General features: G+C 73.3%; 16 protein-coding genes. 5 read left to right on the top strand and 11 right to left on the bottom strand.

All coding sequences use genetic code 11. From position 1 onward, the window contains the following. The first annotated feature begins 87 nt into the window (after positions 1 to 87). Together VFJ94_RS05225 and mctP are read left to right on the top strand one after the other, a co-directional pair. Positions 88 to 381, top strand: a complete 294-nt coding sequence (locus VFJ94_RS05225) for a DUF3311 domain-containing protein (RefSeq protein ID WP_325003138.1) — start codon at positions 88 to 90, stop codon at positions 379 to 381. Beyond that, entirely contained in the window at positions 378 to 2,048 is a 1,671-nt protein-coding gene (gene mctP / locus VFJ94_RS05220; protein ID WP_325003137.1) for a monocarboxylate uptake permease MctP, read from the top strand. The genes VFJ94_RS05225 and mctP overlap by 4 nt, the downstream gene beginning before the upstream one ends. A gap of 28 nt (positions 2,049 to 2,076) precedes the next feature. Here mctP and VFJ94_RS05215 read toward each other — a convergent pair whose 3' ends face one another. The 11 genes from VFJ94_RS05215 to ileS form a co-directional block, all read right to left on the bottom strand. After that, on the bottom strand, positions 2,077 to 3,210 hold the full coding sequence (locus tag VFJ94_RS05215) for an FUSC family protein (protein WP_325003136.1): 1,134 nt from the start codon (positions 3,208 to 3,210) through the stop codon (positions 2,077 to 2,079). 12 nt (positions 3,211 to 3,222) lie between these two features. Then, positions 3,223 to 5,187: a penicillin-binding protein 2 gene (mrdA, locus tag VFJ94_RS05210; protein WP_325003135.1), complete on the bottom strand. Its 1,965-nt coding sequence runs from the start codon at positions 5,185 to 5,187 to the stop codon at positions 3,223 to 3,225. A 106-nt stretch (positions 5,188 to 5,293) separates the two neighbouring features. Beyond that, the gene (locus tag VFJ94_RS05205; protein WP_325003134.1) at positions 5,294 to 5,794 is read right to left on the bottom strand and encodes a rod shape-determining protein MreD; all 501 of its coding nucleotides are present in this window, start codon (positions 5,792 to 5,794) and stop codon (positions 5,294 to 5,296) included. After that, complete coding sequence (mreC, locus tag VFJ94_RS05200; RefSeq protein ID WP_325003133.1) at positions 5,791 to 6,630, bottom strand: rod shape-determining protein MreC; 840 nt, start codon at positions 6,628 to 6,630, stop codon at positions 5,791 to 5,793. The genes VFJ94_RS05205 and mreC overlap by 4 nt, the downstream gene beginning before the upstream one ends. Before the next feature lie 4 nt (positions 6,631 to 6,634). After that, on the bottom strand, positions 6,635 to 7,660 hold the full coding sequence (locus VFJ94_RS05195; protein ID WP_325003132.1) for a rod shape-determining protein: 1,026 nt from the start codon (positions 7,658 to 7,660) through the stop codon (positions 6,635 to 6,637). A 19-nt stretch (positions 7,661 to 7,679) separates the two neighbouring features. Next, entirely contained in the window at positions 7,680 to 8,102 is a 423-nt protein-coding gene (ndk, locus tag VFJ94_RS05190) for a nucleoside-diphosphate kinase (RefSeq protein ID WP_325003131.1), read from the bottom strand. Between the two features lie 9 nt (positions 8,103 to 8,111). Beyond that, entirely contained in the window at positions 8,112 to 8,495 is a 384-nt protein-coding gene (locus VFJ94_RS05185) for a DUF4233 domain-containing protein (RefSeq protein ID WP_325003130.1), read from the bottom strand. A gap of 61 nt (positions 8,496 to 8,556) precedes the next feature. Next, entirely contained in the window at positions 8,557 to 9,003 is a 447-nt protein-coding gene (locus VFJ94_RS05180) for a hypothetical protein (RefSeq protein WP_325003129.1), read from the bottom strand. A gap of 36 nt (positions 9,004 to 9,039) precedes the next feature. Continuing rightward, positions 9,040 to 10,428, bottom strand: a complete 1,389-nt coding sequence (locus VFJ94_RS05175) for a folylpolyglutamate synthase/dihydrofolate synthase family protein (RefSeq protein WP_325003128.1) — start codon at positions 10,426 to 10,428, stop codon at positions 9,040 to 9,042. Continuing rightward, a complete protein-coding gene (locus VFJ94_RS05170; protein ID WP_325003127.1) occupies positions 10,425 to 10,982 on the bottom strand; it encodes a GNAT family N-acetyltransferase in 558 nt (185 codons plus the stop codon). The genes VFJ94_RS05175 and VFJ94_RS05170 overlap by 4 nt, the downstream gene beginning before the upstream one ends. Continuing rightward, positions 10,979 to 14,263, bottom strand: coding sequence for an isoleucine--tRNA ligase (gene ileS, locus VFJ94_RS05165; protein WP_325003126.1), 3,285 nt, complete (start codon positions 14,261 to 14,263; stop codon positions 10,979 to 10,981). Before ileS ends, VFJ94_RS05170 begins: the two co-directional genes overlap by 4 nt. A 247-nt stretch (positions 14,264 to 14,510) precedes the next feature. Here ileS and VFJ94_RS05160 point away from each other — a divergent pair, with 247 nt between their 5' ends. The 3 genes from VFJ94_RS05160 (at position 14,511) to VFJ94_RS05150 (ending at position 18,518) form a co-directional block, all read left to right on the top strand. Further along, the gene (locus tag VFJ94_RS05160; protein ID WP_325003125.1) at positions 14,511 to 15,869 is read left to right on the top strand and encodes an FAD-binding oxidoreductase; all 1,359 of its coding nucleotides are present in this window, start codon (positions 14,511 to 14,513) and stop codon (positions 15,867 to 15,869) included. Between the two features lie 53 nt (positions 15,870 to 15,922). Then, entirely contained in the window at positions 15,923 to 16,456 is a 534-nt protein-coding gene (locus VFJ94_RS05155) for an NUDIX hydrolase family protein (RefSeq protein ID WP_325003124.1), read from the top strand. Positions 16,457 to 16,517: 61 nt separating this feature from the next. Next, on the top strand, positions 16,518 to 18,518 hold the full coding sequence (locus VFJ94_RS05150; protein ID WP_325003123.1) for a TIGR03960 family B12-binding radical SAM protein: 2,001 nt from the start codon (positions 16,518 to 16,520) through the stop codon (positions 18,516 to 18,518). Positions 18,519 to 18,779: the final 261 nt, after the last annotated feature.

The following is an 18,779-nucleotide window of genomic DNA, read 5'->3' as shown; positions in this document are numbered from 1 at the left end:
TGTGGCGCCGCACACAGGGCGCCCCGAGGAGAGTATGTTTCAGCGCCGGAGGCTGGCAGTCCGTCGGCCCGGCCGAAGGAGGTCAGCATGAGCGACATTCCGCCGCATCATGAAGCACCCCCGGCGAACAAGGGTCTCCTGGCGGTTGCCGGGGTCCTCCTCGCCATTCCCATCGTCGCCCTGCTCCTCGTCGGCACCTACGCCAAGGACGAGCCGCGGGTGCTGGGGTTCCCGTTCTTCATCTGGTACCAGTTCGTCTGGGTGGCGCTCTGCTCCGCGCTGACCTACACCGCCTACCGGATCGTCCTCAAGGCCCGGCCGCACCGGCCGATGAACCCAGAGGGCACCGAGTTCCTCGACAACGACCGGGAGAACCGATGAGTAGCCTCGTGGCCGAGACCAACACGGGCGTCAACGGCATCGCCCTCGTCGTTCTCATCTTCTTCTTCGTGGTCGTGGCGGCGGCTGGGTTCTGGGCCGCCCGCTGGCGGCGACCGGCGAGCATGGAGAGCCTCGAGGAGTGGGGCCTCGGCGGCCGGTCCTTCGGCACGTGGGTGACGTGGTTCCTGCTCGGCGGCGACCTCTACACGGCCTACACGTTCGTCGCGGTGCCAGCCGCCATGTTCTCGGCCGGTGCGGTCAGCGGCTTCTTCGCCGTGCCCTACACCATCGTGCTCTATCCGATCATCTTCATCTTCATGTCGCGCCTGTGGTCGGTCTCGCACCGGCATGGCTACGTCACGCCCGCCGACTTCGTCAACGGCCGTTCCGGCTCGCGCGGGCTGTCCCTCGCCGTGGCCGTGACCGGCTTCCTCGCGACCATGCCCTACATCGCGCTGCAGCTCATCGGCATCCAGGCCGTCCTCGAGGTCGTGGGTATCGGTGGCGGCGGCAACTGGCTGGCCAAGGACGCGCCGCTCTTCATCGCCTTCCTCGTCCTCGCGCTCTACACCTACACCTCAGGCCTGCGCGCGCCGGCCATCATCGCCTTCGTCAAGGACATCCTCATCTACCTGGTCATCCTCGTGGCGGTGGTCTACCTGCCTTCGAAGGTCGGCGGGTGGTCGCACGTCTTCGACGCCGCCCAGGGCAAGATGCAGAAGGTCAACCCGGCGACGAACAAGCCGGCTGGCGTGTTCATCCCCGGTTCCGGGCAGTACTGGGCCTACGCGACCCTCGCGCTGGGCTCCGCCATGGCGCTGTTCATGTACCCGCACTCCATCACCGCGACGCTGTCGGCCAAGAGCCGCAACACGATCCGCAAGAACGCCTCGATCCTGCCGGCATACTCCTTCCTCCTCGGCCTGCTGGCGCTGCTCGGCTGGGTCGCCATCGCCGCCGGCACCAAGCCGGTCGGGCTCGACGGCAAGGCCAACCCGCAGCTCGTCGTCCCGCAGCTGTTCGAGGACTTCTTCCCGTCGTGGTTCGCGGGCGTTGCCTTCGCGGCCATCGCCATCGGTGCCCTCGTGCCGGCCGCCATCATGTCCATCGCGGCGGCGAACACCTTCACCCGCAACATCTACCGGGCCTGGCTCAAGCCCGACGCCACAATGGAGCAGGAGGCCCAGGTCTCCAAGGTGACCTCCCTGGTCGTCAAGGCGTTCGCGCTGCTGTTCGTGCTCACCCTGGACAAGCAGAACGCCATCAACTTCCAGCTCCTCGGCGGCATCTGGATCCTGCAGACCTTCCCGTCGGTCGTCTTCTACCTCTACACGCGCTGGTTCCACCGGTGGGGCCTGCTGCTCGGCTGGGCTGTCGGCATGGTCTACGGCACGGTGTCGGCCTACAACGTCGTCAACCCGGTCACCAAGGCGCCCTTCGGCGGCTCGCTCTCAGCCATCCCCGGCATCGGCGACCTCGGCTACATCGCGGTGACGGCCTTCGTGATCAACGTCGTCGTCGCTGCCGTCGCGACGCTCGTGCTGCGAGCCCTGAAGGCCGACGAGGGCGTGGACGAGACGATCCCCGCCGACTACTTCGCCGACGAGGGCGACCCCCGCGTGCAGAAGCTGCCGGCCATGCCGCACGAGACGACCCCGTCAGCCTGACCCCGATCCGGGCAGGAGCGCCCGCCCGTCAGTCGCGAGGGCGCTCCTGCGGCAGGGCCGCGATGGCGTCGTCGACGTCCATCCCGGTGAGGCGCAGCAGGTCGACCACGACCGACCGGATCTGCGCGAGCACCGTCTCCGTGGCCAGGCTTGCCGTGCGCGGGACCGCGCCGGTGGCCGTGGCCACCCGCAGCACCCCGGCGCGCGCCACCTCGGGCGACGCGTTCTCGGCAAGGGCGCGCCCGATGACGTCGGTGGCCTCGGCGAGCCGCTCCAGCAGCTCGGGGTAGCCGGCGGGGAGCCGCTCACCCCGTCCGACCGCGACGGTGATCCGGCGCACGAGCACCCGGGTGCTGCGCATGGCCCGGTCGAGCGGCTCCACGAGGTCGACCATCTTGCGCACCCCGGGCGCGTGGGACCGCGAGAAGGGCGAGCTCGCGATGACGGACAGCCCCTCGTCCGCGGCCGTGCGCAGGTCCCGCAGGAGGGAGTCGGTGGCACGGGCCGAGGCGAGCACGGCCGCGGCGGCCTCCACGTCACCGTCCCGGGCGCTCGCCGCCGCCCGGCGCAGCAGCTCGCCGATCGTGCGCACCGCCTGCGACGCGACCACACGCGGACGTCGCAGCGGTGCCTGCGGGACGATGGTCGCCGCGACGAGCGCCACCCCGCCGCCGATGAGCGCGTCGGTCCATCGGGTGAAGGCCTGTCCGGGGCTCGCGACGAGGGTCGTGACGACGATGCTCTGGACCGCCGCCTGCGTGACGAGGATCCGGCCGGCGTCGAGCAGCTGAGCGAGCGCCATGGACGCCAGCACGACCGTCGTCACCTGCCACGGGCCGGTCCCGACGACGTGGACGAACAGGTCCGCCGTGAAGACGCCCACCGCCACCCCGATGGCCACCTCGAAGACCCGCCGCAGCCGCTGACCGTAGGACATGCCGAGGCACACGACGGCGACGATGGGGGCAAAGAACGGCGCCTGGTGACCCACGACGGTGGTCGCGAACCACCACGCCAGGCCCGCGGACACCGCGCTCTGCACGATGAGGAAGGCGTTGGTCCGCACGCGTCGCAGCCGCGTCGCCACCGAGTCGCGGCTGCGGTCCCAGGCCCGGTCGAGCGCCTCGGCCACCCCGGCCTCGCTCCCCGTCCGTTCGCTCACGTCCCGCTCCCGTCAGAGTCCAAGCCTCAGGATGGCATCGAAGATGCCACGCACGGCGGGGGCCGCCACCTTCGAGCCCGAGCCGCCCTGGCTCACCACGGCGACGACGGCATACCGAGGCCTCGTCGTCGGCCCGTATGCCGCGAACCACGCCGTCGCCTGCCTGCCGAAGACCTCGCCCGTGCCGGTCTTGCCGGCGACGGGGTAGCGGTCCAGGGGGAAGCCGGCGAACGCCGAGTGCGCCGAGCCGCCCACGCGCGGCACGTCGGCCAGGGCGGCCCGGACGTAGCCCAGCACATCCGCACGCAGCGGCACGGTGCCGGTCCGTCGGGGTGCGATGGCCTGCGTCGCACCGGCCCGGTCGCGGTAGCCGGCGGCGACCTGCGGCTGCCAGAGCGTCCCCCCGTTGGCGATGGCGGCATACACGCCGGCGAGCTGCAGCGGGGTGACGGCGAGGTCCCCCTGTCCGATGGACAGGTTCACCGCGTCGCCGGCGCGGTACTGGAAGCCGGTGGTGCAGTTCTCCGCGGCGAGGGCCGTGAGGTAGCGGGCCCGGGCCGGGTCGGTCCGCGCGACCTCGGGATAGCCGGACCTGGCGCGGGCGCACGTGCTGGCCCTGGTCGCCTCCCATGTCGCCCGCTTCCAGGCCCGGTCCGGGATCCGCCCCGCTGCCTCGCCCGGCAGGTCGACGCCGGTGCGGCGCCCGAGGCCGAAGGCGCGCGCCATGTCGACGAAGGGGTCGGGCGTCGACGGGCCGGCGGCCAGGCCGCCCTGGCCCAGCCAGGCGGCATACGCGAGGCGGTAGAAGACGGTGTCGCACGAGACGACCAGGGTCTGGTGCAGGTCGATCAGGCCGTAACCACGCGACTCGAAGTTGTGGAAGAGCTGGCTCCCGACCCGGAAGGTCGGGCTGCAGTCGTACCGGCCGTCGAGGGAGGCGCCGGCGTTGACCGCGGCCGGCACGGAGACGACCTTGAACGTCGAGGCCGGTGGGAACGTCTCGGCGGTGAGGCGCGAACGCAGCGGCGTGCCGGCGCCGGCGTCGGTCAGGTGCGCGAAGTCGGCCGCCGAGATGCCGCCGGTGAAGACGTTGGGGTCGTATGCCGGGTAGCTCGCCGCGGCGACGACCGCCCCGCTCGTGACGTCCAGGACCACCGCGGCGCCGGAGTCGGCCCGCTGGCCCGCCGCCCGGGCCCGCTCGACCGCCTGCCGCAGCGCCGTCTCCGTGCTGGCCTGCAGACGCGCGTCGAGGTGGGTCACGACGTCCCGGCCGGGCACGGACGCGGTGCGCGAGACCGTGTCGCGCACGACGCCGCGGGGGTCGACGGACACGACGGTCCGCCCGTTGACGCCACGCAGCACGGCGTCGTACTGCTCCTCGAGGCCGCCGCGGCCCACGACGTCCTCGGCGTCGACGCGACCTGCGCCGCTGCCCACCTCCTCGGCGTTCGCGCGCGTCACGTAGCCGAGCAGGTGGGCCGCGCCCGCGCCGTCCGGGCCGGGGTAGGTGCGCGCCGGCTCGGCCACGACGCCGACGCCGGGATACTTCTCGGGCTGCTCGAGCAGCGTCAGCGCGGCGCGGGGGTCGACGCCCGTCGCGATCGGCACGGGGACGTAGGGCGAGCCGCCCCAGCAGGCCGGCGCCCGCGGCGCACCGGCGGTGCCGCAGAGCGTCGTCTTGCCCCAGAGCTGCTCGACGGGCAGGTGGAGGGCGGCGGCGACGCGGCTGACGAGGGCCCGGCCGCCGTCAGCCGCGTCGAGCAGGGTGGCGCGCTGCACGGTGACGCTCGTCGTGAAGGTGTTGGCGGCGAGCGGCCTGCCCGCCCGGTCGAGGATCCTGCCGCGCAGGGCGTGCTCGGTGACGGCCCGGGTGTTGACCGTGCGGGCCGCCTCGGTGAGAGTCGGGCCCTGCACGAGCTGGACCTGGCCCAGCCGTCCGACGAGGAGGGCGAAGAGGGAGACGAGCAGCGCGAGCACGAGCCACGGCGCTCCCCCGCGGCGGGCCCGTCGACGCGCGGGTCGCCGTGCCGGTCGACGGGCTGTCCGACGGGCCGGCCGACGGGTCCATCGGCTGTGCACTGTCTCAGCCCAGCCTGCGCCGCACGAGGGCGCGGTCGACGGCCACGAGGGCGGGCAGGATGAGCAGGCCGACCGTCACGGTGGAGGCGAAGCGGCCGAGCGCCTCGCCGGGGACGAGGCCACCCTCGGCCAGCGCCGACACCGCGAGCCGGCCGAGCACGGCCACGAGTGACGCGGTCGCGAGGGCGGCAGGTGCCCGGAGCGCGGACCGCGAGGACTGCGTGGCGAAGGCGCCGGCGGCCGCACCGGCCAGGGCGAGGACGAGGGGCGTGACGCCGAGCGGCCGCCCGACGGGCGGCACGAGCTCGACCAGCCACCCCGCGCCGAGGCCGACGAGGGCGCCGTGCACCGGCCCGCGCAGCACCGCGGTCGCGACGACGCCGACGAGGACGAGGTCGGGCACCCAGGCCGCGCCGACGCCGAGCCGCGGCAGCACGGTGGCGCTCAGCAGGGCCGCCACGACGACGTATGCCGTGCGCAGCAGGCCGAGCGTCGTCGGCCTCATCGCCCGGCCGCCGCTGGTGCAGGCGTGGCCGCGGGACGGGCGGCCGCGCGGGGCGTGGGCAGCACGACGGCGACGACGTCGAGGCTGTCGAGGTCGACGGCCGGGCGCACTGTGGCCGAGCGGGTCACCTGTCCCCGGTCCGGGTCCACCGCCACCACGGTGCCGACGGGAAGGCCCGCGGCATACGGCCGCTCGTCCACGCTGCCCAGGGTCGTGACGACGTCGCCCACCGCCGGCGCGCCGGGTTGGACGAGCGTGAGGCTGAGCGTGCCCCGGGGGCGGGGCGCCTGGTCGGCCCCGCTCGGCGGGGACACGGTGCCGAGCGTGCCCGCGCGCCCGACGCGGACGCCCACCGTCGCTCCCGTCGTGCCCAGGACGGACACGTCGCTCGTCCACGGCCCGACGGCGACGACGCGGCCGACGAGTCCGCCGGCGGCCGCGACCGTCGAGTCCACGGCGATCCCGTCGCGCGAGCCGACGTCGAGCGTGACGCTGCGCCCGCCGAGCGCGCTGAGCTCCGTGGCGACGACGCGGGCGGCCACGAGCCGGTGGGATGCCGCGGCCGAGCCGAGCAGCCCGCGCAGCTCGCCGAGCTCACCCAGCTGCCGCTCCTGGGTGGCGACCGTCGTCCGGAGGCGGGCGTTGTCGGCCCGGAGCACGGCGACCTCGTCGGCGTCCGCGGTGCCGGACAGGGCCCGCTGGACCGGGCCGAGCACGACCCCACCGGCCTGCCGCACGGCGGCCGCCGCCCCCGAGCCGGCCAGGTCGGCGACGAGGAGGGCGAGGGTGAGCACGACGAGGACGGCGAGGAGCCGGCGGCGCGCGTGGAGGTCCATGGCCTCAGAGCCGGGAGTCCTCGACGAGGACCCGCTCGAGGCTCGCGAAGTCGTCGACGCACCGGCCGGCCCCGCGGGCCACGGCGCGCAGGGGGTCCTGCGCGACGGACACCGGCACGCCGAGCTCGTGGCGCAGCCTGGCGTCGAGGCCCCGGAGCAGCGCCCCACCACCTGTGAGGGTGATCCCGCGGTCGAGGATGTCACCGGCGAGCTCGGGCGGGCACACGTCGAGCGTGGCGCGCACAAGCTCGACGATCTGCAGCACCGGGCCCTCGATGGCGCGCCGGACCTCGGCCGAGCTCACCGTGACGGTCTTGGGCAGGCCGGTCACGAGGTCACGGCCGCGCACCCGGGTCGTCAGCTCCTCGCGGAGCGGGAAGACGGAGCCGACCGCGACCTTGATGTCCTCGGCGCTGCGCTCTCCGAGGAGGAGCGAGTACTCGCCCTTGACGTGGGCGATGACCGCCTCGTCGATCTCGTCGCCGGCGATGCGCAGCGAGGTCGACGTGACGATGCCGCCGAGGCTGATCACCGCCACGTCCGTCGTGCCCCCGCCGATGTCGACGACCATGCTCGCGCCCGCCTCGTAGACCGGCAGGCCCGCCCCGACGGCCGCGGCCATCGGCTCCTCGATCATGTAGACCCGGCGCGCCCCGCAGCGGGTGGCCGCGTCCTCCAGCGCCCGGCGCTCGACACCGGTCACCTCGCTCGGGACGCACAGCACCATCCGGGGCCGCACGAGCCGGGACTGGCGCACCTGGTCGAGGAACCAGCGCAGCATCCGCTCGGTCTCGTCGGCGTCGGAGACGACCCCGTCGCGCAGCGGCCGCACGGCGCGGATCGAGCCGGGAGCCCGCCCGAGCATCTCCTTGGCCCGTGCCCCCGCCGCCACGAGCCGTCCCGTGCCCACCTCGACGGCGACGACGGACGGTTCCTCGAGGACGACGCCGGCGCCGCGGGCGTGGATGAGCGTGTTCGCGGTGCCGAGGTCGATCGCGAGGTCGCGGCCCTGCCAGGGCCGGGAGGTCATCCAGGACACGGGCCGCCCGTCAGAGCCGGGGGAACCAGATCGCGACCTCGCGGGCCGCGGACTCGGGCGAGTCGGAGCCGTGCACGATGTTCTGCTGCACCTTCGTGCCCCAGTCGCGGCCGAGGTCGCCGCGGATCGTGCCGGGGGCGGCCTCGGTGGGGTTGGTGGCCCCGGCGAGGGCGCGGAAACCGCGGATGCAGTCCTCGCCCTCGATGACGGCCGCGGTGACCTGCCCGGACGACATGAAGTCGACGAGCGGCTCGTAGAACGGCTTGCCCTCGTGCTCGGCGTAGTGCGCGGCGAGCTGCTCCCGGGTCGGGGTGAGCACGGAGAGGGCCACCAGGGAGTAGCCCTTCGCCTCGATGCGGCGCAGCACCTCCCCCGTGAGCCGGCGCGAGAAGCCGTCGGGCTTGACGATGACGAGGGAACGTTCGCTGCTCACCGGGTCACCCTATCGGTGCCGCCGCTGCTCCTCCGAGGCGTCCACGCGCGCGCCCTGCACGAGGCTCACGACCCACAGGGCGAGGAAGATCACCCCGGCGGCGAGCATCATCGGCACGACGAGCGCCGACAGGAGGGTGAGCGCCTGCACGAGCCACCCGAGCGTCACGCCCCAGGGTCCCCGGAGCAGTCCCGCGGCGACGAGGCAGAGGAGCGCGATGCCGGTGCCGACGAGCAGGTATGCCGTCGAGCGTCCGCCGTCCGGCCCCGTGGCGGCGACGGCCCGGCCGACGAGCGCGCCGAAGAACACGATGACCGACTGGCCGGCGAGCACCGTGGCGAGCATGCGCCAGGTGAACCTGCCGGTCGTGCCGTGCAGGGTGAGGCCGCTCATGCTCCTCCCTTCCCGATGGGCCTGGTCACTGGTCTCGAGGCGGGTCGGTGGTTGTGGGGCATCAGTAGCTCTGGGTCGTGTCCCACGACCGGATGATGGCGCGCGCCTCGGTGTCGCTCGCCCCCGTCGCCTCGGCGTAGAGGCTGCGCGCCTCGTCCGTGCGGCCGGCCTCGACGAGCGTGCTGATCCGCAGCCGCGCCTCGTCGGTGAGCCGCCCCTGCGTCCACGATGCGGCGGCGTCCTTGACCCCCGGCCCGCGCCCCGGGACGAACCACGAGCTCACGGCCCGCTTCGCGTCGAGCAGCGGCGCCCCGGTCGCCTCGCGGTAGAGCTTGATCGCGTTGACGGTGCGGCCGCTGCTGATCTCGCGGCTGATCCGCCCGCGGACCGCCTCGGTGAGCCCCGGGTGGCGCGCCTCCGGGTCCCGCCGGCCGACGAGGCGGCCGTAGAGCACGACGACGGTCGCCATGATGAGCAGGACCACCAGGAGCTTGACCGGGAACGGCATACGGGCCAGCCTACGGGCCCCCGGCGACGGGCCGGGTCACGTGTCGGTCCGCCCGAGGAGCATCCGCACCTCTCCGGCGGTGATGACCGATCCCGTCGCCACCACCCCGCCTCCCAGGCCCTCCTCCTCGGCGAGGGTGACGGCCTGCTCGAGGGCGTCCGGCAGGTTGGGCACGACCGTGACCCGCCCCTCGCCGAAGACCTCCGTGGCCAGCTCCCCGAGCCGCTCCGGCGCAAGTGCCCGAGGCGACGAGCTGCGGGTCACGACGACGTGGTCGAGGGCCGGCTCGAGCACCTCGAGGATGGTGGCCGCGTCCTTGTCGGCGACGATGCCCACGAGGCCGACGAGCCGGGTGAAGGTGAACGCCTCTGCGAGGGCCGCCACGAGGGAGCGGGCCCCGTGCGGGTTGTGGGCGGCGTCGACGAGGACGGTCGGCGAGCGCCGGACGACCTCCAGACGGCCCGGGGAGGTCATCGCCGCGCACGCGGCGGCGAGCACGTCGCCGTCGAGCGCCTGGCTGCCACCGCCGAGGAAGGCCTCGGTCGCGGCCACGGCCGTGGCGAGGTTGGCGGCCTGGTGCGCGCCGTGGAGGGGCAGCAGGAGGTCGCGGTACTCCCCGGCCAGCCCCCTGACCGAGACGACCTGCCCGCCCAGGGCGACCTCCCGGGAGAGGACGCCGTAGTCGCGCCCTTGGACGGCGAGGGAGGCCCCCACCTCCTCGGCGCGCTCGCGGAGCACCGCGACGACCTCCTCGGGCTGCTCCCCCGCCACGACGGCCGCGTCCGCCTTGACGATGCCGCTCTTCTCGCGGGCGATCGCCTCCACGTCGTCGCCGAGCAGGTGCGTGTGGTCGAGGTCGACCGGGGTCACCACGGCCACCTGCCCGTCCGCGACGTTGGTGGCGTCCCAGGTGCCGCCGAGGCCCACCTCGACGACGGCCACGTCGACGGGCGCGTCGGCGAACGCGGCATACGCGACCGCGACGAGCACCTCGAAGAAGTTCATCCGCCGGCCGCCCGACTCGAGCGACCGCGCGTCGACGATGTCGATGAGAGGGGCCACGTCGGCGTAGGCCGCGAGGAACTTCTCGCGCGGGATCGGCTTGCCGGCCAGCGTGATCCGCTCCCTGACGTCGTGCAGGTGCGGTGAGGTGAACCGCCCCGTCGCCAGGCCGGCCTCGCCGAGGATGGCGTCGATCATCCGGCTCGTCGACGTCTTGCCGTTGGTGCCCGTCACGTGGATGACGGGGTAGGCGCGCTGCGGGTCGCCGGCCAGCTCCATCACGGCGGCGATCCGCTCGAGCGAGGGACCGACGTCGTTCTCGGGCGCGCGGGCGAGGATCTCCTCCTCGACCTCACGCATCCGCTTGCGCAGCTCGAGGCTGCGGGCGGCCTCCTGGGCGGCTGCGTCTGGTCGACCGGTCATGGCTGCTCCTCCGGTTGGGGCGTGGCGCCGAGGTCCCGGGCCACCCATACGCTGTCGGGCACGCCGGAGCCGCCGGACTCGACGTCGGTGCGCACGAAGCCGTTGCGGGCGTAGAACCGGCCGGCCTGCTCGTTGTCCGCGAGGTGCGACAGCACCACCCGCGCCCGGCCCAGCTCCTCGCCCCGCCGCAGGACCGCGTCCAGCAGGGCGCGGCCCACCCCGCCGCCCTGGTGCTCGGGCGGGACGTAGAGCTTCCACAGCACGAGGTCGTCGCCGCGCAGCCCGTAGGCCGCCAGGCCCACGACGTCGCCGTCGCGCTCGGCCACGAGGGTGCGGCCGAGCCGGATGGAGTCGATGACGACGTCGGAGGTCCACCACTTGGCGAGACCCATCGCGACGTAGTCCGGACCGGCGATCGGCTCGTACGTGGCCCGCCAGGTGCGGTGGCCGATGTCGAGCACGGCATCGAGGTCGTTGCCGGTGGCCGTGCGCACGACCACGGCGCTCACGACGACGCGGTCGCGGCGCCCGGGATCGGGACGTGCGCCGCTCACTGCCTGCGCACCACGATGCGCGCGTCGAGCCCGTCGCCGACGACGACGGGCGTGCCCACCCCGTCCGGCAGCGGATGGTCCGGTCCGGCCGAGGCGAACTGGACGGCGAGGGTCTCGTCGACGATGAGGTCGCGATGCGTCACCGTGGCGTCGAAGACCTCGGGCGCGCCGACGATGGTGAGGCTGATCCGGTCGGAGACGTGCAGGCCGGCGTCGCGACGGGCCTGCTGCACCGCACGGACGAGGTCGCGGGCCACGCCCTCGCGGGCGAGCTCGGGCGTCACCGTCGTGTCGAGCACCACGAAGCCGCCTCCGGGCAGCATGGCGGTCGCCCCTGCTCCCGGCGCGTCGCCGGAGACGACGGTGTCGAGGGTGTACTCGCCCTCGACGAGGGTGAGGCCGCCCGCGGTCACGACCCCGTCAGGCGCCACGGACCAGTCCCCCGACTTGCTGCCCTTGATGGCCGTCTGCACGTCCCGGCCGAGGCGCGGGCCGGCGGCGCGGGCGTTGACGGTGAGGCGCCGGCTGATGCCGAAGTCGGCCTCGCTCGCCGTGGCGAGGTCGACGAGCGTCAGCTCCTTGACGTTGAGCTCGTCCCGGATGACCGACCGGAACGGCTCGAGGGCCTGCGGCTCCGGCACGACGACGGTGAGGCCCGCGAGCGGCAGCCGGGCGCGCAGCGACCTGGCCTTGCGCAGGCTCGACCCCGCCCCGCACACGTCCCGGGCCCGGTCCATCGCGACGACGAGGCCGTGGTCGGCGGGCAGCTCCTCGGCGAGGGGGTAGTCGGTCAGGTGCACGGACCGCTCCCCCGTGAGGCCGCGCCAGATCTCCTCGGTCGTCAGGGGCAGGAGGGGGGCGATGGCGCGGGTCACCGTCTCGAGCGCGGTCCACAGCGTGTCGAACGCCGCGAGCGACTCCCGCGACTCACCCCCCCAGAACCGGTCGCGGGAGCGACGGATGTACCAGTTCGTCAGCACGTCGAGGAAGGCGCGCATGGTGTCGCACGCCGAGGCGATCTCGTAGGCGTCGAGCTGGGCCTGCATGTCCCCGACGAACTCGCGCAGCTTGGCGAGCAGGTAGCGGTCGAGGACGTCGGCCGAGTCGGTCGACCGGTGCGCCTCGTAGCCCTGCCCACCCCGGGCGGCGTTGGCGTAGAGGGCGAAGAAGGACCAGGCGTTCCACAGCGGGATCATGACCTGGCGCACGCCGTCGCGGATGCCCTGCTCGGTCACCACGAGGTTGCCGCCTCGCAGGATGGGGCTGCTCATGAGGAACCACCGCATGGCGTCGGCGCCGTCGCGGTCGAAGACCTCGGAGACGTCGGGGTAGTTGCGCAGCGACTTGCTCATCTTCTGCCCGTCGGAGCCGAGCACGATGCCGTGGCTGATGCACGAGCGGAACGCTGGCCGGTCGAAGAGCGCCGCCGCGAGGACGTGCAGCGTGTAGAACCAGCCGCGCGTCTGCCCGATGTACTCGACGATGAAGTCGCCCGGGAAGTGGTGCTCGAACCAGTCGGCATTCTCGAAGGGGTAGTGCACCTGGGCGAAGCTCATCGACCCCGAGTCGAACCACACGTCGAGGACGTCCTCGACGCGACGCATCGTCGACCGGCCCGTGGGGTCGTCCGGGTTGGGCCTCGTGAGCGCGTCGATGCTCGGCCGGTGCAGGTCCGTCACCGTCACCCCGAAGTCGCGCTCGAGCTCGGCGAACGAGCCGTAGACGTCGATCCGCGGGTATTCGGGGTCGTCCGACTTCCATACCGGGATCGGACTGCCCCAGAAGCGGTTTCGCGAGATCGACCAGTCACGCGCGTTGGCGAGCCACTTGCCGAACTGGCCGTCCTTGATGTGCGCGGGCGTCCACGAGATCTGCTGGTTGAGCTCGAGCATCCGCTCCTTGAGCTTCGTCACCTCGACGAACCAGCTCGACACGGCCATGTAGATCAGCGGCTCGCGGCACCGCCAGCAGTGCGGGTAGCTGTGGTCGTAGGTCTCGCGGCGCAGCAGGACCGTGCCCGCGGTCGTCGAGCCGAGGTCCTCGCCCTCCGCGCCCCGGCCGGCGTCGTGCCGGGTCCGGGCCCGCAGGTGGTCGACGATGTGGGCGTTGGCGTCGAAGACGTGCATGCCCTCGTAGTCGCGCACCGGGAAGGTGAAGGCGCCGTCCGCGCCGACGGGCACGACGGGGACGATGTCGTGGGCGTCGGTGAGGAGCTTGTCCTCCTCACCGAAGGCCGGCGCGATGTGGACGATGCCCGTGCCGTCCTCGGTCGTGACGTAGTCGGCTGCGAGCACCCGGTGGGCGCCGGGGTGGCCGGCGAAGTAGTCGAAGGGTGGGGTGTAGCGCCGGCCGATGAGCTCACTTCCCTTGAGCCGCTGGAGGATCCGCTGCGGGGCGTCCTCCCCCAGCTCCCGGGCGTATGCCGCGAGCCGGGCCTCGGCGAGGACGTAGCGCTCCGCGCGTCCGGTGACGTCGGACTCCACGACGACGTAGTCGACGTCCGGGTGGACGGCCATCGCCAGGTTGGACGGCACGGTCCACGGGGTGGTGGTCCAGACGAGGGCGACCTCGCCGGACTCGAGGCGGTAGCCGATCGTCACCGCCGGGTCCTGGCGCATCTTGTAGACGTCGTCGTCCATGCGCAGCTCGTGGTTGGACAGGGGCGTCTGGTCGTTCCAGCAGTAGGGCAGCACGCGGAAGCCCTCGTAGACGAGGCCCTTGTCGTAGAGGGTCTTGAACGCCCAGATGACCGACTCCATGTAGGAGGGGTTGAGCGTCCGGTAGTCGTTGTCGAAGTCGACCCAGCGGGCCTGGCGGGTGACGTACTCGCGCCACTCGCCGGTGTAGCGCAGCACCGAGCTGCGGCATGCGTCGTTGAACCGGTCGATGCCGAGGTCGAGGATGTCCTGCTTCGTCTTGAGGCCGAGCTGGCGCTGCGCCTCGAGCTCGGCCGGCAGCCCGTGCGTGTCCCAGCCGAACCGGCGCTCCACCCGCCTGCCGCGCATGGTCTGGTAGCGCGGGACGATGTCCTTGACGTAGCCGGTGAGCAGGTGGCCGTAGTGCGGCAGGCCGTTGGCGAAGGGCGGCCCGTCGTAGAAGACGAACTCGTTCGAGCCGTCCGCCCCCGGGTCCCGGTGCTCCACCGACGCGAGGAACGTGCCGTCCTGGGCCCAGTAGCGCAGCACGCGCTCCTCGATCTGCGGAAAGCGCGGGTTCGACGGGACCCCGGCCGGGGCGGGCGCGGCCGGCTCGGCGTCGGTGGTGACCTTCGGGTAGGTCATGGCGTGGTCTCCTGCTCGTCGCGTCTCGTCCGGTCACGAGGACGACGTCTCCGCCGCGGTACCACCCCGATTGCCGCACGGGCCCACGCAGTCGGCGTGGGCGGCATACGACCGCTCTTGTCCAGGCTGTGACGGGCCCACCCGTCCGGTTCTACTGAGGACCACCCCGGGGGGTGGGCCCGTTCTTCCGGAGGCTCGCCGCTGATGACGGCTCGAACGCCGGTGCCGGCAAGTCTAGCCTGTCAGCGTGACCTCCCTCCCGTCGGCGGTGGCGGCCCGCGTCGTCCTCGACCGCGACGTGGCCGCGTCGTATGCCGTGGACGCCTCCATGCGCTCGACCGCGCCGGAGTCCTTCACCGTGGTGCGTGCCCGCGACCTCTCCGACGTCGTCGCCGTCCTCGAGCACGCGTCGGCGACCGGCACCCCCGTCGTGCCCCAGGGCGCGCGCACGTCGCTCGCGGGTGGCGCGACGGCCTCCGAGGGCGCCATCGTGCTCAACGTCGAAGGCATCGACGGCATCCGGGACATCGACGTCGTGGAGGGGCATGCCGTCGTCGGCCCGGGCGTGGTCACCGCGGACCTCAAGCAGGAGGCAGCCCGGGCCGGCCTCTTCTACCCGCCCGACCCGGCGTCGTCCGCGACGTGCACGGTCGGCGGCAACGTCGCCACCAACGCCGGCGGCCTGTGCTCCATCAAGTACGGCGTCACGGCCGACTACGTCAAGGCGCTGCAGGTCGTCCTGCCGGGCGGCGAGGTGATGCGCACCGGTCACCGGACCGCCAAGGGGGTGGCGGGCTACGACCTCACCGGGCTCGTCGTGGGGTCGGAGGGCACGCTCGGGGTCGTCACGGAGGTCATGGTGCGGCTGCTGCCCGCCCCCGACCCGTCGCTCACCGCCCTCGCCACCTTCGACTCGCTCGACGCCGCGGTCGCCGGCATCGTCGCGCTGCGCCGGGACCCGCACCGGCCCTCGCTGCTCGAGATCCTCGACCGGGCGACCGTCGCGGCCCTGCAGGACCTCGCCGACTTCGGCTTCCCGAGGGACTGCGAGGCCGTGCTCCTCGTGCAGTCCGACCGCCCGGGCCACGCCGACGAGGACGTCGCCCGCTTCGCCGGGCTCCTCACGGCCGCGGGCGCCTCCGAGGTGGCGGCCGCCGACGACGAGCAGGAGGCCGAGGCCCTGATGGCCGGGCGACGCGCGCTCTACCCGGCCTTCGAGCGCAAGGGGCCCCGGCTGGCCGAGGACATCTGCGTGCCCGTCGGCCGCCTCGCCGACTTCATCCGCGCGGGGCAGGAGGTCTCGTCGCGGACCGGGGTCGAGATCCTGCTCAGCGGGCACGGCGGCGACGGCAACCTGCACCCGTCCTTCTTCTTCACCGCCGGGGACCCCGACAGCCTGCACCGCGCCGAGGCCGCCTTCGGGGAGCTGGTCGGCATCGGCCTCTCGCTCGGCGGCACGATCACGGGAGAGCACGGCGTGGGCACGCTCAAGGCGCCGTGGCTCGAGCGCGAGCTCGGCGCGGCGGAGGTGCGGCGCCAGCGCCGGGTGAAGGCGCTCTTCGACCCGCAGGGCATCATGAACCCCGGGAAGGTCTTCGGGCCCTGACCGCGCCGCGGCGCCCGGCCGAGTCGTTTGACGTCGTTTGACAGGATGAGGCCATGAGCGAGACGGAGACCGCCGGTGCGTGGCTGAGCCGCGAGGACCTGGACAGCGCCCGGGACCGGCTGCCGATCCTCTACGTGAGCGCCGTCCCCGTGCGCGTCGACGACCGCGGGTCGGTCACCCACCTCGGGCTGCTGCTGCGGGCCAACGACGACGGCGCCATCGGGCACGAGGTGGTCGGCGGGCGGGTGCTCTACCACGAGAAGATCCGCGACGCCCTGGCCCGGCACGTCGAGAACGACCTCGGTCCCGTGGCCCTGCCCCGCCTGCCCCTGGCCCCGCAGCCGTTCACCATCGCCGAGTTCTTCCCCACACCGGGCGTGACACCCTTCCACGACCCCCGCCAGCACGCGGTGTCCCTCGCCTACGTCGTGCCGGTCATGGGGGACTGCCGGCCGCAGCAGGACGCCCTCGACCTGTCGTGGGTCACGCCCGCCGAGGCCGCCCAGATCGCCGCCTCCGGGGAGATGACCCCGGGCCACGGGGTGCTCGTGCGGCAGGCGCTCGCGCACATCGGCTTCGCGATCTGAGCGAGGCCGTCGGCCGTCCGCCGGGTCGGAGGCCCGGGGCGGCGCCCCGTACCATGGGCGGATGCCCGGAGAATCCCTGTGGAGCGCCCTGGAGCCCCTGCTGGAGCAGGTCACCAAGCCCATCCAGTACGTCGGTGGAGAGCTCAACTCCACGGTCAAGGACTGGCACGTCGGCGGCCACGGGCCGGCCGGCGAGGAGCTGACCACGCGCTGGGCCCTGATGTACCCCGACGCCTACGAGGTGGGGGTGCCCAACCAGGGCGTCATGATCCTCTACGAGGTCATCAACGAGCGCCCGGACGCGCTCGCGGAGCGGACGTATGCCGTGTGGCCGGACCTGGAGGCGGCGCTGCGCGAGGCGGCCGTGCCGCAGTTCACCGTGGACGGTCACCGGTCGGTGCGCGACTTCGACCTGCTCGGCATCTCGTTCTCGACCGAGCTCGGCTACACCAACCTGCTGACCGCCCTCGACCTCGCCGGCATCCCGCTCCATGCCGTGGACCGCGGGGACGACGACCCGATCGTCATCGCCGGCGGCCACGCGGCGTTCAACCCGGAGCCGGTCGCGGCCTTCCTCGACGCGGCCATCGTCGGCGACGGCGAGCAGGCCGTGCTCACCGTCACCGACATCGTCCGGGAGTGGAAGGCGCAGGGGCGCCCGGGGGGCAGGCGGGAGCTGCTGCTGCGCCTCGCGCGCACGGGTGGGGTCTACGTCCCCGGGTTCTACGACGTGTCCTACCTGCCCGACGGACGCATCCAGCGGGTCGCGCCGTCGCCCGACGCCCCCGGCGTCCCGTGGCGGGTGTCGAAGCACACCGTCATGGACCTCGACGCCTGGCCCTACCCCAAGCAGCCCCTCGTGCCGCTCGCGGAGTCGGTCCACGAGCGCATGTCGGTCGAGATCTTCCGCGGCTGCACCCGCGGCTGCCGCTTCTGCCAGGCCGGCATGATCACCCGGCCGGTCCGCGAGCGCTCGATCACCGGCATCGGCGAGATGGTCGAGCGCGGCCTCGCCGCCACCGGCTTCGAGGAGGTGGGCCTGCTCTCGCTGAGCTCCGCCGACCACTCCGAGATCGCCGACATCACCAAGGGCCTCGCCGACCGCTACGAGGGAACCCAGACGGGCCTGTCCCTGCCGTCGACCCGGGTCGACGCCTTCAACATCGACCTCGCCAACGAGCTGACCCGAAACGGTCGCCGCTCCGGCCTGACGTTCGCCCCGGAGGGCGGCTCCGAGCGGATCCGCCGCGTCATCAACAAGATGGTGACCGAGGAGGACCTCATCGCCACGGTTGCGGCGGCATACGGCGCCGGTTGGCGGCAGGTGAAGCTCTACTTCATGTGCGGCCTGCCGACCGAGACCGACGAGGACGTGCTGCAGATCGCCGAGCTCGCGGGGCGGGTCATCGAGACCGGCCGTAGGGTCTCGGGCCGGCGCGACATCCGGTGCACGGTGTCCATCGGTGGGTTCGTGCCCAAGCCGCACACGCCCTTCCAGTGGGCGGGACAGCTGGGCGTGGAGGAGACGGACGCCCGGCTGCGGAGGCTGCGGGAGGCGATCCGGGCCGACCGGCGCTACGGCAGCTCGATCGGGTTCCGTTACCACGACGGCAAGCCGGGCATCATCGAGGGCCTGCTCTCGCGTGGGGACCGCCGCGTGGGCAAGGTCATCGAGGCGGTGTGGCGCGACGGCGGCCGCTTCGACGGCTGGAGCGAGCACTTCTCCTACGAGCGGTGGGTTCGGTGCGCGCAGGAGGTGTTCGCCAGCGACCCGGAGTGCGCCGGGGTGGACCTGGACTGGTACACCACCCGCGAGCGCGGCGAGACCGAGGTGCTGCCGTGGGACCACCTCGACTCCGGGCTCGACAAGGACTGGCTGTGGGAGGACTGGCAGGCGGCGCTCGACGAGACGCCGGTCGACGACTGCCGGTGGACGCCGTGCTTCGACTGCGGCGTGTGCCCGCAGCTGGGCACGTCGATCGAGGTCGGCCCGACGGGCAAGACCCTGCTGCCGCTCACGGTGCTGGGCTCGGGCCGCGAGGAGCTCCTCGAGCAGGCCTGAAACGACAAGGGGATGTCCGGCCGCCCCCTCCGCGGCCGGACACCGGTCGCCCGGCGGCCGTCGCCGCGGACGAGCTCCCTGATGGAGATGAGGGAACGCTACCGACGCAGCCCGCGCTCGGTGCCGGAATCGCGGAAATCGGGGGCAGACCTGGCCACTTCCTTACCGTCGAGTGGCCACTTCCGTACGTCGAGTGGCCACTTCCGTACGTCGCCACCGCGCACAACTGGCCACTCGACCACGGCGTGGCCCGGCCGGCGC

The organism is Intrasporangium sp. (assembly GCF_035688975.1).
GTDB lineage: Bacteria > Actinomycetota > Actinomycetes > Actinomycetales > Dermatophilaceae > CALMNV01.
This window is presented reverse-complemented; position numbering and strand designations above follow the sequence as displayed.

Bases quoted from the DNA above. Each gene is read 5' to 3' on its own strand.
- VFJ94_RS05150 (WP_325003123.1), top strand. From the start codon at position 16,518: ATGCCCGGAGAATCCCTGTGGAGCGCCCTGGAGCCCCTGCTGGAGCAG.
- ileS (WP_325003126.1), bottom strand. From the start codon at position 14,263: ATGACCTACCCGAAGGTCACCACCGACGCCGAGCCGGCCGCGCCCGCC.
- VFJ94_RS05155 (WP_325003124.1), top strand. From the start codon at position 15,923: ATGAGCGAGACGGAGACCGCCGGTGCGTGGCTGAGCCGCGAGGACCTG.
- VFJ94_RS05185 (WP_325003130.1), bottom strand. From the start codon at position 8,495: ATGAGCGGCCTCACCCTGCACGGCACGACCGGCAGGTTCACCTGGCGC.
- mreC (WP_325003133.1), bottom strand. From the start codon at position 6,630: ATGGACCTCCACGCGCGCCGCCGGCTCCTCGCCGTCCTCGTCGTGCTC.
- VFJ94_RS05225 (WP_325003138.1), top strand. From the start codon at position 88: ATGAGCGACATTCCGCCGCATCATGAAGCACCCCCGGCGAACAAGGGT.
- VFJ94_RS05180 (WP_325003129.1), bottom strand. From the start codon at position 9,003: ATGCCGTTCCCGGTCAAGCTCCTGGTGGTCCTGCTCATCATGGCGACC.
- VFJ94_RS05195 (WP_325003132.1), bottom strand. From the start codon at position 7,660: ATGACCTCCCGGCCCTGGCAGGGCCGCGACCTCGCGATCGACCTCGGC.
- mctP (WP_325003137.1), top strand. From the start codon at position 378: ATGAGTAGCCTCGTGGCCGAGACCAACACGGGCGTCAACGGCATCGCC.
- VFJ94_RS05175 (WP_325003128.1), bottom strand. From the start codon at position 10,428: ATGACCGGTCGACCAGACGCAGCCGCCCAGGAGGCCGCCCGCAGCCTC.
- VFJ94_RS05205 (WP_325003134.1), bottom strand. From the start codon at position 5,794: ATGAGGCCGACGACGCTCGGCCTGCTGCGCACGGCATACGTCGTCGTG.